This window comes from Idiomarina seosinensis, from assembly GCF_044797955.1.
GTDB classification, from domain to species: domain Bacteria; phylum Pseudomonadota; class Gammaproteobacteria; order Enterobacterales; family Alteromonadaceae; genus Idiomarina; species Idiomarina seosinensis_A.
The window spans coordinates 913,358-927,737 of sequence record NZ_CP085211.1 but is presented as its reverse complement, the minus strand read 5'-3'; the positions used below and the strand labels follow the sequence as shown (position 1 = coordinate 927,737).

The following is a 14,380-nucleotide window of genomic DNA, read 5'->3' as shown; positions in this document are numbered from 1 at the left end:
CACCTTTTGCTTATCCGAAAATCAGGGGTTGTTTGCCATAGGCCACGTGGAACAGGGCCAACAACCAGAAACAGGCAATAATGAAACCAGCCCAGCTTTTTGCCGGCGTCGCGCTTTTCAGGGCGACTAAACCAAATAGGATATAACCAATAACTCCGATAACCTTTTCGGTTACCCACGGGTCGCTGACCGGCATACGCTGGCTGATAATCAGCATTGCTATGGCCGATAACAACAACAGAGTATCGTTAACATGCGGTACAATTTTTACCCAGCGCTGCTGCAGCAGCTGTGAATCCCGTCGTTTCCAGACAAAGCGGGTGATAAAGAAAACCACCGAAATGACAACAAACAACACATGTAAATGTTTAAAGCCTGTATACACAATACTCTCCTTGTTAACGCTCAGCCATTACGGTACTGAGGTTGGGCACGACGCCCTCTAAAAATTCAGGCGAATAATAACGGCCTTTTTCTGTTTCTAAGCGGGTTTTAATATCCGCCACTGATAACCCCTGCTGTTGCCAGTCAAACAGCTGTTCAGTCAGTATCAACAGCTGGGTACTGATGGCAATATCAGCGCCCTGTTTGCCTTCCGGCAAGCCCATACCATCCCAGCGTTCCAGCCGCTCGGTCAGGGCCCGGTGCGCAATTTGTGTAGCAATATGCTGACCGTGTCCTAATGCACGCAACGATCGGGCAACCCGTTGTTGGCAAGTGGTTTCGTTAGCTGCGACCGACTCGCTGGCACACCGTAGTAACGGTTCAGCCGGCTCGTACAAAAACCAGGCCAGAGCTATCGCCTGAGCTTGCTCGCGGTCAGTTACCTGCTGCCCCAGCCGATAGGCCAGCGCGGCTCTGTCAGACAGTTTGTCCGGATCAAAATTAGCAGCATGAGTGGCCATTAACTGATCACTCAGACGGGCAACAAACTGGTCAGAATCTTCCAGACATACCACATTGTCCTGTGCTAACTGTACATTTTCGGCAAACAGCTGCAAGACGTGATGATCGTCGTCATTCAGCTTACGTGAAATACCATCAATAAACAGCAGCGACCCGTGCGGGCGGCAGTGGCTCCGGCAATACAACAGGACAAAGTCGCTGCCATAATAGCTACCGTGATGAGTAATAACATCCTCAACTTCGGACAGCGCCGCCGAGGGTAACACCGAGCGCAACGTCTGACCTACAGCTTCGCTGGCATCCTCACCGTGGGCGGCAACCACCTGATAGCTGCGCCCTTTGTCATCGGCAGTAGCATATAAGGTTTGTCTGCATCCGCCGATAAGCCAGCTGAGCTGTTGCACCAGACCATCAACAAATCGGGTCATCGGCTGCAACGCGTAAAGGTTAGAAGAAGATGCGATGATTTTCTCCAGTCCATGGCGGCTTTGCTCTATCGACATAATATCACGGTAGGAACGCAGTGAAGACATCACTGTGGTAAAGAGTTTTTGCGCCGTTAACTCAGTCTTTGATTTGTAATCGTTAATATCATAATTCACGATAACAGTCCGCTCAGGCGCCTGCCCCGGCTGGCCGGTCCGTAAAATAATGCGGGTGTAATGGTTAAGAGCTTCTTCACGAATAAAGCGGGCGACTTTTAAACCGGCATCATCGCTTTCCATCACCACATCCAGCAGTAGAATTGCCGCATCGGGATGGCTATTGATTAACTCGCGTGCTTCGGACCCTGAGTAAGCGCTATAAAAGTCCAGGCCGCGACCCAAAAACTGAAAATCGCTTAAAGCCAGTTTAGTAACCGCATGAACTTCAGGCTCGTCATCAACGATCAGAACCTTCCATTTTTCCGTCGGAATTTTGGGTGTTTGTTGACCCGGTTCATCAGCAAACATAAACTGATTACTCATAATAACGCCTCTTTTAACATGCTCTTTGTGCACCCGTCACACGTTCTACACTAGCATAATCGGTCCAGCGGTTAATATTTTTATAGCCCTTTTGCTGTAAACGCTCAACCACCGAATTTGCCTGTTGCCAGCCTTGCTCCAGTAATAACCAGCCATCTGGCAGCAGATAGTCAGTTGCAGTACAGATAATATGGTCAATATCCGCCATCCCATGACTGGCCGCAACCAGCGCCGATAGCGGTTCATAACGCACATCGCCCTGTTGCAGGTGGCTGTCGTCGGCCGCAATATAAGGGGGGTTAGTAATAATAAGGTCGAATTTTTCAGTCGGATCAATGGCTTCAAACCAGTCGCTTTGCAGCACCTCAACAGACAGGTTAAGGCGTTGGGCATTAGACCTTGCCAAAGCAACCGCAGCAGCTTCTTTATCCACGGCGGTCACTTGCCATGCAGGCCGCTCCGATTTCAGCGCCAGTGCAATGGCGCCGGTTCCGGTACCTAAATCTAGCACCCGGGCAGCGCCGGGCAGCTGCAATGACAGCGCCGCCTCCACCAGGGCTTCGGTATCCGGTCGCGGAATCAGAGTGCTGTCGTTGACCTGCAGCGGCAAGGACCAAAACTCCTGTAAACCAATCAGGTGAGCCACCGGCCGCCCAGCGACGCGTTCGCTGACAAGCTGCTTAAACTGCAGCCATTGCCCGCCGGACAAAGGACGCTCTGGCCAGGTCATCAGGTAGGCTCGGGACTTCCCCAGCACATGGCCTAACAACACCTGACTATCGACCGCCGGACTGTCACTGTCCGACAGTTGCTGTCGGCACCAGCCAAGGGCCTGCTCAATACTGGGCTCCGGCATTTAGTTATCCTGAGCCAAAGCCGCCAGCTGGTCAGCCTGGTGCTCAGTGATAATGGGTTCCAGAATCAAGTCCAGGCCACCGGTTAGCACTTCATCCAACCGGTACAGGGTCAGGTTAATGCGGTGGTCGGTAACCCGGCTCTGTGGATAATTGTAAGTTCGGATACGCTCTGAGCGGTCGCCGCTGCCGACCAGGTCGCGCCGGGTACTGGCCTCTTCCTGCGCGCGCTTCTCATCTTCCATTTTTTGCAGCCGTGAACGCAGTACTGACATCGCTTTTGCGCGGTTTTTATGTTGTGAGCGTTCTTCCTGACACTCAACCACCACGCCGGTGGGTAAGTGCGTCAAACGGATAGCCGAGTCGGTGCGGTTAACGTGCTGACCGCCGGCACCCGAAGCGCGGAAAGTATCAACCCGCAAATCCGCCGGATTCACTTCAATTGCTTCGGCTTCGGGAATTTCCGGCAGCACCGCGACAGTACAGGCAGAAGTGTGAATACGACCCTGTGACTCAGTTTCCGGAACCCGCTGCACCCGATGACCGCCTGACTCAAATTTCATTTTGCCGTAGGTGCCGTCACCGCTCATATGCACAATAACTTCTTTATAGCCGCCGTGTTCTCCATCACTGGCACTGACCACACTGACTTTCCAGCCATTTTGTTCTGCATAACGGCTGTACATGCGGAACACATCACCAGCAAAAATCGCCGCTTCATCACCACCGGCACCGGCGCGTATTTCAACATAACAGGCGCGGTCATCGTTAGGGTCTTTGGGCAGTAGTAAAACTTGTAACTGTTGTTCCAGCTGCGATACCAGTTGCTCCGTCTGCTGCAGTTCCTCAGCCGCCATCTCTCGCATTTCGGGATCGTCATCGCCGGCCATTTCCTGCGCCGCAACTAAGTCCTGCTGGGCCTGTTTGTAGCGTTCAAAGTGGCTAACTACCTCTTCTAACTGCGAATATTCTTTTGATAATGCGCGAAAGCGGTTCTGATCATTGATAACGTCTGCCTCGCCCAGTAAAGCCTGTACTTCCTGGTAACGTTCTTGCAGACCTTCAAGTTTGCGTTCAATGGATGGGTTCATGAACTGTTTTTAATCCTTCTCATTTTTAACCGGCGACTGCGGCCATAAGTTTTGCAATAACGCCAAAGCGGTTTGATCGTTTTTTTCTCCAGCCGTTCGTAATAATTGCGTTGGCTGGTGAGATAACTGTTGGGTCAACCGGTGTGCCAGTAAATTAATCACCTGCTCAGGATCTTTACCCTGCTGCAACATTTGCAGGGCTTTATCCCGTTGCACATCGGCCAGCTGCTGTGAGTGCTGCCGATATTGGCGAATCAGTCGCACACTGTCCAGCGAGTTAAGCCAGTCTTTAAACTGCTCGCTTTGCTGCTGAATAATAATCTGCGCCTGCCGGGCCGCCTGCTCGCGATTTTTAACGTTTTCACTGATGATATTCTGCAGATCATCTACGGTATAAAGATAAGCATCGTCCAGCTCATTGACCTGCTCTTCAATGTCTCTTGGCACCGCCAGATCGATAAGTAACATCGGTTTATGACGACGTTGCTTTAACGCTTTTTCGATCACCCCTTTACCGACAATCGGCAGCGTACTAGCGGTCGAGCTGACAACAATATCAGCAGCCGGCAGTAAATCACCTAATTCAGCCAGACTATGGGCCTTGCCGCCAATTTTGTCAGCCAGTTCACTGGCTCGCTGCAGCGTTCGGTTAGCTACCGTCAGGTTGCTGACGCCCTGCTGGCGTAAATGCTGTGCCACCAGCTCCGAAGTGTCGCCGGCACCAATCAGCAGCACACTGGATTTTTCCAACCGGGCGAAGATATGTTTGGCCAGGCTGACTGCAGCGTAGGCTACCGAAACGGCATTTTGCCCAACTTCGGTTTCATTACGGACCGTCTTGGCTACCCGGAAGGTCTGCTGAAACAAACGCTCCAGTACCCCGCCGACAGCAGCGTGTCGCTTGGCGAGCTGGTAGGCCTGCTTCACCTGCCCGAGGATTTGGGGTTCACCCAACACCAGCGAGTCCAGGCCACTGGCAACAGACATTAAATGGTTAACAGCCTGTGGCCCTGAATACGCATAATGGTGCTGCTGCAAGGTGTCGGCAGCAAGGCCGTGAAAGCCCGCCAGCCACCCCAACAGTAACTGTTCAGATACCGGTCCCTGACAGTAAAGTTCGGTACGGTTACAAGTCGATACGATCACCACTTCTTCCACGCCCTGCAGTTGCAATACAGCCTGCAACGCGCTGTCCAGCTGCTCTGTAGAAAAGGCAACACGCTCGCGTAAATCGACGGGGGCTGTTTTATGGTTGATACCCAGTGCTGAAATGGTCATCCGCTGCAGAAACTCGTTATCCCAACGTGGCGTTAATCCGTGCGCAGATTGTACGTTAAAGGCTAAATTATTGAAAGTCGGCGTGCTTTCTGTTCCACTATTTATTCCCAGCTTTTGTACGGATAGTTGCAGTTTGATATTAACCAAAAACCCCTTGCTACGATTATGCCGGTGGCTAATCCTTGCTAGCCTGAGCGTCTTGATTAGCGCGTGTTCTATACCTGCACCGCAACAACAAAGCCACAGCAGCGCAGTCAATCCGCAAAAAATTGAGCAGCACCAGCAACGCTTGCAACGGATTTTTCGATGGCGGCTATCGGCTCGTATGGCGGTTTTACGGCAGCAGCCGAAACAGCGCGAAAGTGTGTATTTAACCTGGCGGTGGCAACGGGATCAGTTAATCAGTCAGCATTTGCAGTTCTCCCACCCGTTAAAAGGTCAGCTAGCTGAACTTCATATCCGGCCAGATTCCGCGACGCTGTCCTATCAACAGCAGACTTACCAGGCAGCCTCGGCCAGTGAATTATTGCAGCGGCTGCTACAGGTCGAGGTTCCGGTCGATGCTCTTAGCCAATGGGTGCTTGGTAAAGCAACCGCCCGCCTGCAACAACAAACCTATCTGCCCGACGGTCGCCTGGCAACAGCATCGGTCGCCGGCAGTGCCGGCCGCTTATGGCAGATCCAGTGGTTTTATCCGCAGACCGCGGCAACACAGCCCGCCCTGCCGAGCCAAATTCACCTGCAATCCAATCAATTGGAAATCAAACTGCAACTGACCGACTGGCAAGTGGAGCCCTGATGAAAGATCTGTGTTTAACCCTGCCGGCACCGGCTAAACTGAATTTATTCTTACACATTACCGGCAGGCGTGCCGATGGCTATCATAATTTACAGACTGTTTTTCAGTTTCTTGACTATGGCGACCAGTTGCAGTTTCGGCACCGCAGTGACAACCAGATTCATCTGACCGATAAACACAGTGGCGTGGCAGCTAATGACAACCTGGTACTGAAAGCCGCTGCCCTATTGCAACGTCATTTACAACAGCACGGCCGGGCCACAGGCGGCATTGATATTCAGCTGCACAAGCAGTTGCCGCAGGGTGCCGGCCTGGGCGGTGGTTCATCCGATGCAGCCACTACACTGGTCGGCTTAAACCAGTTATGGCAAGCGGGTCTTTCCAGCACCGAACTGCAGCAGCTGGGTGTTCAGCTTGGTGCCGATGTACCTATATTTATACACGGTCATAGCGCCTTTGCTGAAGGTATTGGTGAGCAATTTACGGATGTTGAGCCAGCCACACCCTATTATCTGGTAATTAAACCCAAGGTATCCATAGCGACCGCTGAATTGTTTAAAAACCCGCAGTTAAATCGTAACTGTAAGCCACTAACGGCGGCTGACTGGCAGCAAGCAGCAACAGTTAATGTATTCGAACCTGTGGTCTGTACTCTTTATCCGGCAGTTGCCAAATTACGTGACCGGTTGCTACAATACGCGCCGACTCGGCTTACTGGCACCGGTGCTTGTCTGTTTGCCCGCTTTGATAGTTATCAGGCGGCCCAGCAAACACAGCAGCATTTCAGTGACCTGCACAACTTTATTGCGCAGGGCCAGAACCGTTCATCGCTTATCCGGACATTAACCCAATTATAGTCGAGGTTCGTTGTGCCTGACATGAAACTCTTTGCTGGTAACGCCACACCAGAACTTGCCCAAAAAATTGCCGACCGGCTTTACATTAAACTCGGTGAAGCCGATGTTGGCCGCTTTAGTGACGGCGAAATCAGTGTTGTAATAAATGAAAACGTCCGCGGCTCGGACGTTTTTTTATTGCAGTCCACCTGCGCGCCGACCAGCGACAACCTGATGGAGCTTATCGTGATGGTCGATGCGCTGCGCCGGGCCTCCGCAGGTCGTATCACTGCAGTGATGCCCTACTTCGGCTATGCCCGTCAGGATCGCCGCGTCCGCTCTGCAAGGGTGCCTATCACCGCTAAAGTGGTTGCCGACTTTTTATCCAGTGTCGGTGTTGACCGGGTGCTAACCGTCGACTTACACGCCGAGCAAATCCAGGGCTTTTTTGATGTTCCTGTTGATAATGTTTTCGGTACACCGGTACTGTTAGAGCATATGCGCCAGCAGCAGTTTGATAACCCGGCAGTAGTATCACCGGATATTGGCGGTGTTGTTCGCGCCCGCGCTTTTGCCAAATTAATGGATGACACCGATTTGGCTATTATCGACAAACGTCGCCCATCCGCCAACGTATCTCAGGTGATGCACATCATCGGTGATGTTAACAACCGCGACTGTATTATTGTTGATGATATGATTGATACCGGCGGAACCTTATGCAAGGCAGCCGAAGCTTTAAAAGAGCACGGCGCCAAGCGAGTTTTTGCCTACGCCACCCATCCGGTATTTTCCGGTAATGCGGTCGCCAATATCAGTGATTCATTGATCGACGAAGTCATCGTTACTGACAGCATTCCGCTGACGGAAGAGATGAAAGCCACCGGCAAAGTGACCCAGCTGACCCTGTCAGGGATGTTATCCGAAGCCCTGCGACGGGTTAGTAATGAAGAATCCATATCAGCGATGTTCGACTACTGATAACCCTATTACAACTTGCAATTCGGCCCCTCTGGTGGTAGAGTTGCGCGCCCTCGGAAACCGGCCTTGTGTCGGTTTCCAGGTTTTATGGGTTCGTACTTGGTCGCGAGTACGGACAAACAACAACTAACTTATTGAGAGCCCTTACTTATGGCTGATATCGATTACACAATTCAAGCAACTGTCCGCACGGACAAAGGGAAAGGTGCGAGCCGCCGCCTGCGTCACGCGGACAAAGTGCCTGCTATCCTTTACGGTGGCAAAGGTGAGCCAGTATCACTGGAACTGGACCACAACAAAGTCAATAACATGGCTGATTACGAAGGCTTTTACTCGCACATTCTGACGCTGGACATCGATGGCAAAAAAGAGCAAGCCATCCTGAAAGACCTGCAACGTCACCCGTTTAAGCCGAAATTAACCCATCTCGACTTTCAGCGCGTTGAAAAAGGACAGAAACTGCACACTAACGTGCCTCTGCACTTCTTAAACGAAACGACCGCAAAAGGCGTCAAAACTGAAGGTGGCGTTGTCGTTCACCACGTCAATGACGTAGAAATTCTGGTATTACCAAAAGATTTACCAGAATATCTGGAAGTTGACCTGGCTGAGCTGAACTTAGGTGACACGGTTCACTTGTCTGACCTTAGCCTACCGACGGGTGTTGAACTAGTCGAACTGGGCAAAGGCGAAGACCATGATCAGGCAGTCGTTTCTATCTCAGCTCCGCGCGTTGAGAAAGAAGTCAGCGAAGACGATGCAGTCGCCGCTGATGCAGTTCCTGCTGAAAAGAGCAAAGACGACGCTGACAAAGAGTAAGCTGACTTCTTGCTATGGAAACTTGCATAAAGCTATTAGTGGGCCTGGGTAATCCAGGCCCCGAATACCAAAAAACCCGCCATAATGCGGGTTTTTGGTTAGTTGAGGACTTCTGTCATCGACACGGCATCAGTCTTGCTCCTGACAGTAAAAGCAAAGCTTTAATCGGTCGCCATCAGACCGCCTCCCGGGATCTCCGCATAGTATTACCGCAAGTCTTTATGAACCGCAGTGGTTTTTCTGTTGCCAGCATAGCCAACTTTTATAAAATACCGGCTAACCAAATTCTGGTGGCTTATGATGAGCTTGATTTGCCTCCGGGTGTGGCAAAATTCAAAGCTGGCGGCGGGGCCGGCGGACATAACGGCATTAAAGATATTATCGCGCAAATCGGTCAGCAGGACTTTTTACGGCTACGTATTGGCATTGGTCACCCGGGTGATAAATCGCGGGTAACCGGCTTTGTGCTGGGTAAGGCACCGGCCGCTGAACAGCAGCTTATTGACGATTGCATCGACGAAGCAAGTCGCAGTATCGATACATTACTGACCGAAGGCTGGGGTCCTGCTTTGCAGCGCCTGCACAGCTATCGGCCACAACAAAAGGGTTAACGGAAAATGGGATTTCGCTGTGGTATTGTTGGCCTACCTAATGTAGGTAAATCAACCTTATTTAATGCCTTGACTAAGGCCGGTATCGAAGCGGCTAACTTTCCGTTTTGTACCATAGAACCAAATACCGGCGTGGTTCCGGTACCGGATTTGCGGCTGGATAAACTGGCTTCTATTGCTAACCCACAACGGGTTCTGCCAACCACGATGGAGTTTGTCGACATCGCCGGGCTGGTCAAAGGTGCTTCGCAAGGTGAAGGGTTGGGCAACCAATTTCTGGCCAATATCCGTGAAACCGATGCAATTGGCCACGTAGTTCGCTGCTTTGAAGACGACAATATTGTACATGTTAGCGGCGGTGTCGATCCCGCCGATGACATCGACACCATTAATACCGAATTAGCGCTGGCTGACCTCGACTCAGTCGAAAAATCACTACATCGGCTGGGCAAAAAAGCCAAAGGCGGCGATGCTCAGGCAAAAGCGGAAATCGCTGTGCTGGAAAAGTTAAAGCCGGCTCTGGACAATGGTGAAATGGCCCGTTCAGTGGCACTGAATAAAGATGATCTGGCCACTATCCGCTCCTATAACCTGTTGACACTCAAGCCCACTATGTACATTGCTAACGTTAACGAAGACGGCTTTGAGAATAACCCGTATCTGGACAAAGTGCGCGAAATTGCCGCTAAAGAAAATGCGGTCGTGGTTCCGGTTTGTGCCGCCATTGAATCAGAAATTGCCGAGCTTGACGAAGCTGATAAAGAAGAATTTTTATCAGAAATCGGGCAGGATGAACCCGGCCTAAACCGGGTAATCCGCGCCGGCTATGAATTATTGAACCTGCAAACTTACTTTACCGCAGGACCAAAAGAAGTTCGTGCCTGGACTGTTAAAATTGGTTCGACTGCGCCACAGGCCGCCGGACGTATCCATACCGACTTTGAAAAAGGCTTCATTCGCGCCGAAATCGTCGGTTACGACGATTATGTTGAATTTAACGGTGAGCAAGGCGCAAAAGATGCCGGTAAATGGCGCCTAGAAGGTAAAGAATATATTGTAAAAGACGGTGATGTGATTCATTTTCGCTTTAATGTTTAGTCCGTTTAAAGCGGCTAAACACCCTTCAAAAGGCCTGTCGGTAGCCATCGGCAGGCTTTTTTTATGCCAGTAAACTTGTGATCTCAGGTGCTGATGTCGCGTAGTGTGTTATACCTATTATGTCTCGCTAGACTCGTAACTAAGCAGGAGCAAACGATGACTGAACAACAATTCCGCACAGAACAAGACAGTATGGGTGAGGTAAAAGTCCCTGAAAAGGCGTTATACGGAGCGCAAACCCAACGCGCGCTGGATAACTTTGCGATTAGCGGGCTGGTAATGCCCGGTCGGCTGATTCGCGCCATTGCCATGGTAAAACACGCCGCTGCCAGTGCTAATGAGCGAGTTTCGGGGCTTGAGCGCAGCAAAGCCAAAGCCATACGAGCCGCGGCTAAGCAAATTATCGACGGCGAACATGAACAGCACTTTCCGATTGATATTTTTCAGACCGGTTCGGGCACCAGCTCGAATATGAACGTTAATGAAGTTATCGCCCATTTGTGTCAACAACAAGGCGTAGACGTTCACCCCAACGACGATGTTAATCAAAGTCAGTCCAGTAACGATGTTATCCCCACTGCCATCCAGGTAGCCAGTGTGCTGGCCATCGAAGAACATCTGCACGGCTCACTCAAGCATCTGATAAGCACCGTGCAGGATAAAGCGACAAGTCTGCGTGACGTGGTAAAAACTGGTCGTACTCATTTAATGGATGCGATGCCAATGACGCTGGCTCAAGAGCTTGACTGCTGGGCCGGACAGCTTGAACACAGCGCCGGGCAACTGCCTCTGCTGTTACAACGCAGTAAGGTACTGCCTCAGGGCGGTACGGCTATCGGCACGGGCATTAACGCGCCAGCAGATTTTGCTGAACAATTTGCCCGCCAGTTATCCAGCCTAACCGAGCATGAATTTACTGCCTCTGCCAATCCCTTTACCGGTATTGCCGGGCAGGAGCTTAACTTACAGTTACACGGTCAGCTGAATACCCTGGGTACGACCTTACTGAAAATCAGTAACGACTTACGCTGGATGAACAGTGGCCCATTGGCCGGGCTGGGCGAGATACAGTTAGCCGCCCTGCAGCCGGGTAGCAGCATCATGCCCGGTAAGGTCAATCCGGTGATACCCGAAGCTGTTGCGATGGCCGCAGCGCAGGTCAACGGTAATCACACCACCATCACCACAGCAGCGCAGCAGGGTAATTTTCAGCTGAATGTCATGTTGCCGGTGATTGGCTACAATTTGCTACAATCCATTGAATTGTTAAGCAATAGCTGTCGCGCCTTGGCTGACCGCGCTATTAAAGACTTTGAAGTTAACCAACAGCGGTTGGACGAGGCGCTTGCCAAGAACCCGATACTGGTAACGGCATTAAACCCCGTCATTGGCTACTCCAAAGCCGCAGAAATTGCTAAGCAGGCATACAAAGACGGCCGTGCCATCATTGATGTTGCTGATGAAATGACCGACCTTGGTCGCGATAAACTTAACCGTTTACTGGATCCCAAACAGCTAACCGAAGGTGGCGTTACACAAGGAGATTAATATGAAACATGTAGTGATTACCGGTGCAAACCGGGGCATTGGCTTTCAGTTTGCAAAGCAATACAGTGAAGCTGGCTATAAGGTTACCGCAGTCTGTCGTAACAACTCAAAACAGTTAACCCAGCTGGATGTCGATATCATCGAGGGTATTGACGTCACTAAAGCAGCCGACTTGTTACGGATGAAAGAAACCATTGGCGAGCAAAACGTTGATGTTTTGGTTAATAACGCTGGTCTACTCAATAACGACGAGCTGGGTGATATTGACGGCGGAAGCCTGCGCGCCCAGTACGAGGTCAATGCGATCGCGCCATTGCGGGTAACTGATGCATTACTTTCCAATTTATCAGCCGGCAGTAAAGTTGCCTTAATCACCAGTCGTATGGGCTCTATTAGTGATAATGGTTCCGGCGGCCGTTACGGCTATCGTATGTCCAAGGCCGCCCTTAACGCCGCCGGCAAATCGTTGGCGCTTGATTTGAAAGACCAGGAAATCGCGGTTGCGCTGCTACACCCGGGCTTCGTAAAAACCGATATGGTTGGCAATCAAGGCGATATTAGTGCTGAGGAAGCAGCGCAGCGATTAATCCAGCGCATTGACGAACTGCAGTTAACTGACAGCGGTTGTTTTTATCACAGCAACGGCGAACAACTGCCCTGGTAAATCTGGCCTGGCCTGAAATGATGGATAATTCATCGTTTTTGCGGTTTTTTGAGCAGTTGACTTAAAAAGCCGGGTTTTTTCGCAAAAATAGGTTGACGGTAAGCGGAGCGATTTGCATAATACGCGCCGCACTCACAGAGAGATGCACAGAAAGTTTTCGTTAAGAAAAGATGGCTACGTAGCTCAGCTGGTTAGAGCACAGCACTCATAATGCTGGGGTCGCAAGTTCGAATCTCGCCGTAGCCACCAACTTTTCGAAATCTCATTACTGGGCGGACGTGGTGGAATTGGTAGACACGCTGGATTTAGGTTCCAGTGCCTCACGGCGTGAGAGTTCAAGTCTCTCCGTCCGCACCAATCTCTCTTGAATAGCTAATTTAATGGGGCATAGCCAAGCGGTAAGGCAGCGGGTTTTGATCCCGCGATTCCCAGGTTCGATCCCTGGTGCCCCAGCCATTAGTTAGTCAATCTTTTATTAAGCTGTAAAGATCGTGAGTCTGTCCAAAGTTGGATGGGGCATAGCCAAGCGGTAAGGCAGCGGGTTTTGATCCCGCGATTCCCAGGTTCGATCCCTGGTGCCCCAGCCATACTTACTTGTACGCGGTGGTGGCGGAATTGGTAGACGCGCTAGCTTCAGGTGCTAGTGTCCGAAAGGACGTGAGGGTTCAAGTCCCTCCCTCCGCACCACAGTTAATTGAGCTAAACCAGTCAATTAAGCTGTTGGTGCTAATGTGTATAAGAAACAACCACCCGCGGGTGGTTTTTTTATGTCCGCTGATCAGGCCTGCAGGGCCTGACGCAGTATTTGCTTTTTTAAAGCCGCTTGATTAACCAGCTTAAGGGCAACCCCTAAGCCTGATTGCAATAGCCGGCTGCGGGCAGTAAAGCCGACATGGATAGCGTCCATAGTCCGCATCATGGTTTGATTCTGACGCTGCCGCTGCCGCTGATATCGGCAGTTATCACCATCCACGGCCAAATAGGTTCTTACATCAGCAAAACCCAGATTAACCCCCTGCCCCGCCAACGGATGAATACTATGAGCAGCATCCCCCATTAACAGCGTGTTATCCCGATAGTAATTCAACGCATGTTTGCGTTGCAGTGGGAAACTAGCGTATCGATGAACCTCGAAGTCGCCTACATAGGGGCGAAAGGTTTGCTCTAAAGCCTTAACTAATTGTTCTTTGTGCTGACTAATGGCACTGATTTCAGCATGACTGCGATAATCAATCAGGCACGCCTGATAGCTGCTCAGAGGCAGTAAGGCAAAAGGCCCCTGTGGCCGGAATATTTCCCAGGTCTGCGCCTCAATAGGCTGTTGTAGTTCGACATTCGCCAGCAGACAGCGCTGGCCATAATCCCAGCCCCGATAGCCGATACCGGCGGCCCGGGCAACTGCGGACCCACTGCCGTCGGCGCCAATCAACACATCGTAACTTAGCCAGCTGTCATCATTAAGTCGCAGTCGTTGTTGCTGCAGATCAAAACATTCAATGGCCGCCGGCGCGCGAAGGCTGACATTGGCATAACCTGATAGGCACTGCCACAGAGCCGCCTGTAAATTATTATTTTCAACCATCACCCCCAGCTGCTGACGACCCGCATCCTGCGCCGAGAAGGTTAAGGATGATCCACGTACAGTGGTAACCGACAGGCCCTCGTAGGGGTTTACCTTTTGCCAGTTTATGGAATCTCCGATCCCCAACGACAGTAACCACTGCCAGTGATTGTCATTAACCGAGGAAATACGTAAATCCCAGTCCGGCTCTGGTTCAACCAACGAATTGCTGTCAATTAAGGTCACCTGCTGACCCGCTCTGGCCAGCGCCAGCGCTGCTGCCGCGCCCACCATACCGCCGCCGTTTACTACATAATGTTTCATTTATTCACCCGCAACGCTTGTGATTAACTGCTATAAATACCA

Annotated in this window: 14 protein-coding genes and 5 tRNA genes; 13 read left to right on the top strand and 6 right to left on the bottom strand. The window is 51.2% G+C overall.

Features of this window, described 5'->3' with window-relative positions; all coding sequences use genetic code 11:
- Positions 1-10: 10 nt before the first annotated feature.
- The 5 genes from LG288_RS04360 to hemA are packed head-to-tail and all read right to left on the bottom strand — an operon-like array spanning position 11 to position 5,097.
- Entirely contained in the window at positions 11-385 is a 375-nt protein-coding gene (locus tag LG288_RS04360; RefSeq protein ID WP_404402392.1) for a SirB2 family protein, read from the bottom strand.
- A 13-nt stretch (positions 386-398) separates the two neighbouring features.
- Positions 399-1,874, bottom strand: coding sequence for a DUF3369 domain-containing protein (locus LG288_RS04355; protein ID WP_404402390.1), 1,476 nt, complete (start codon positions 1,872-1,874; stop codon positions 399-401).
- A 13-nt stretch (positions 1,875-1,887) separates the two neighbouring features.
- Positions 1,888-2,730, bottom strand: coding sequence for a peptide chain release factor N(5)-glutamine methyltransferase (gene prmC, locus LG288_RS04350; RefSeq protein WP_404402388.1), 843 nt, complete (start codon positions 2,728-2,730; stop codon positions 1,888-1,890).
- Positions 2,731-3,819, bottom strand: coding sequence for a peptide chain release factor 1 (gene prfA / locus LG288_RS04345; RefSeq protein ID WP_404402386.1), 1,089 nt, complete (start codon positions 3,817-3,819; stop codon positions 2,731-2,733).
- Positions 3,820-3,828: 9 nt separating this feature from the next.
- Positions 3,829-5,097, bottom strand: a complete 1,269-nt coding sequence (gene hemA, locus LG288_RS04340) for a glutamyl-tRNA reductase (protein ID WP_404403028.1) — start codon at positions 5,095-5,097, stop codon at positions 3,829-3,831.
- 199 nt (positions 5,098-5,296) lie between these two features.
- Here hemA and lolB point away from each other — a divergent pair, with 199 nt between their 5' ends.
- The 13 genes from lolB to LG288_RS04275 all read left to right on the top strand — a co-directional run bounded on the left by lolB (position 5,297) and on the right by LG288_RS04275 (position 13,140).
- The gene (gene lolB / locus LG288_RS04335) at positions 5,297-5,896 is read left to right on the top strand and encodes a lipoprotein insertase outer membrane protein LolB (protein ID WP_404402384.1); all 600 of its coding nucleotides are present in this window, start codon (positions 5,297-5,299) and stop codon (positions 5,894-5,896) included.
- Entirely contained in the window at positions 5,896-6,753 is an 858-nt protein-coding gene (gene ispE / locus LG288_RS04330; protein WP_404402382.1) for a 4-(cytidine 5'-diphospho)-2-C-methyl-D-erythritol kinase, read from the top strand. Before lolB ends, ispE begins: the two co-directional genes overlap by 1 nt.
- A gap of 12 nt (positions 6,754-6,765) precedes the next feature.
- On the top strand, positions 6,766-7,713 hold the full coding sequence (locus LG288_RS04325) for a ribose-phosphate pyrophosphokinase (RefSeq protein WP_404402380.1): 948 nt from the start codon (positions 6,766-6,768) through the stop codon (positions 7,711-7,713).
- Positions 7,714-7,863: 150 nt separating this feature from the next.
- On the top strand, positions 7,864-8,532 hold the full coding sequence (locus tag LG288_RS04320) for a 50S ribosomal protein L25/general stress protein Ctc (RefSeq protein ID WP_404402378.1): 669 nt from the start codon (positions 7,864-7,866) through the stop codon (positions 8,530-8,532).
- Positions 8,533-8,546: 14 nt separating this feature from the next.
- The gene (gene pth / locus LG288_RS04315) at positions 8,547-9,143 is read left to right on the top strand and encodes an aminoacyl-tRNA hydrolase (protein ID WP_404402376.1); all 597 of its coding nucleotides are present in this window, start codon (positions 8,547-8,549) and stop codon (positions 9,141-9,143) included.
- 6 nt (positions 9,144-9,149) lie between these two features.
- Positions 9,150-10,241: a redox-regulated ATPase YchF gene (ychF, locus tag LG288_RS04310; RefSeq protein ID WP_404402374.1), complete on the top strand. Its 1,092-nt coding sequence runs from the start codon at positions 9,150-9,152 to the stop codon at positions 10,239-10,241.
- Positions 10,242-10,397: 156 nt separating this feature from the next.
- Positions 10,398-11,789 carry a class II fumarate hydratase gene (locus LG288_RS04305; RefSeq protein WP_404402372.1) on the top strand — a complete coding sequence of 464 codons (1,392 nt, stop codon included), beginning with the start codon at positions 10,398-10,400 and terminating at the stop codon, positions 11,787-11,789.
- Between the two features lies 1 nt (position 11,790).
- Positions 11,791-12,453, top strand: coding sequence for an SDR family oxidoreductase (locus tag LG288_RS04300; RefSeq protein ID WP_404402370.1), 663 nt, complete (start codon positions 11,791-11,793; stop codon positions 12,451-12,453).
- 172 nt (positions 12,454-12,625) lie between these two features.
- Positions 12,626-12,702, top strand: a tRNA-Met gene (locus LG288_RS04295).
- 23 nt (positions 12,703-12,725) lie between these two features.
- Positions 12,726-12,810: transfer RNA gene (locus tag LG288_RS04290), tRNA-Leu, on the top strand.
- Between the two features lie 24 nt (positions 12,811-12,834).
- Positions 12,835-12,909 (top strand) — tRNA-Gln (locus LG288_RS04285).
- Positions 12,910-12,965: 56 nt separating this feature from the next.
- Positions 12,966-13,040: transfer RNA gene (locus LG288_RS04280), tRNA-Gln, on the top strand.
- A 13-nt stretch (positions 13,041-13,053) separates the two neighbouring features.
- A tRNA-Leu gene (locus LG288_RS04275) sits at positions 13,054-13,140 on the top strand.
- A gap of 91 nt (positions 13,141-13,231) precedes the next feature.
- On the opposite strand, the gene LG288_RS04270 is transcribed toward LG288_RS04275, so the two are convergent.
- Complete coding sequence (locus LG288_RS04270; protein WP_404402368.1) at positions 13,232-14,338, bottom strand: FAD-dependent monooxygenase; 1,107 nt, start codon at positions 14,336-14,338, stop codon at positions 13,232-13,234.
- Positions 14,339-14,380: the final 42 nt, after the last annotated feature.

Coding starts and splice junctions, on each gene's coding strand:
- LG288_RS04355 (WP_404402390.1), bottom strand. CDS start 1,874: ATGAGTAATCAGTTTATGTTTGCTGATGAACCGGGTCAACAAACACCC.
- prmC (WP_404402388.1), bottom strand. CDS start 2,730: ATGCCGGAGCCCAGTATTGAGCAGGCCCTTGGCTGGTGCCGACAGCAA.
- prfA (WP_404402386.1), bottom strand. CDS start 3,819: ATGAACCCATCCATTGAACGCAAACTTGAAGGTCTGCAAGAACGTTAC.
- hemA (WP_404403028.1), bottom strand. CDS start 5,097: ATGACCATTTCAGCACTGGGTATCAACCATAAAACAGCCCCCGTCGAT.
- ispE (WP_404402382.1), top strand. CDS start 5,896: ATGAAAGATCTGTGTTTAACCCTGCCGGCACCGGCTAAACTGAATTTA.
- LG288_RS04320 (WP_404402378.1), top strand. CDS start 7,864: ATGGCTGATATCGATTACACAATTCAAGCAACTGTCCGCACGGACAAA.
- pth (WP_404402376.1), top strand. CDS start 8,547: ATGGAAACTTGCATAAAGCTATTAGTGGGCCTGGGTAATCCAGGCCCC.
- ychF (WP_404402374.1), top strand. CDS start 9,150: ATGGGATTTCGCTGTGGTATTGTTGGCCTACCTAATGTAGGTAAATCA.
- LG288_RS04305 (WP_404402372.1), top strand. CDS start 10,398: ATGACTGAACAACAATTCCGCACAGAACAAGACAGTATGGGTGAGGTA.
- LG288_RS04300 (WP_404402370.1), top strand. CDS start 11,791: ATGAAACATGTAGTGATTACCGGTGCAAACCGGGGCATTGGCTTTCAG.
- LG288_RS04270 (WP_404402368.1), bottom strand. CDS start 14,338: ATGAAACATTATGTAGTAAACGGCGGCGGTATGGTGGGCGCGGCAGCA.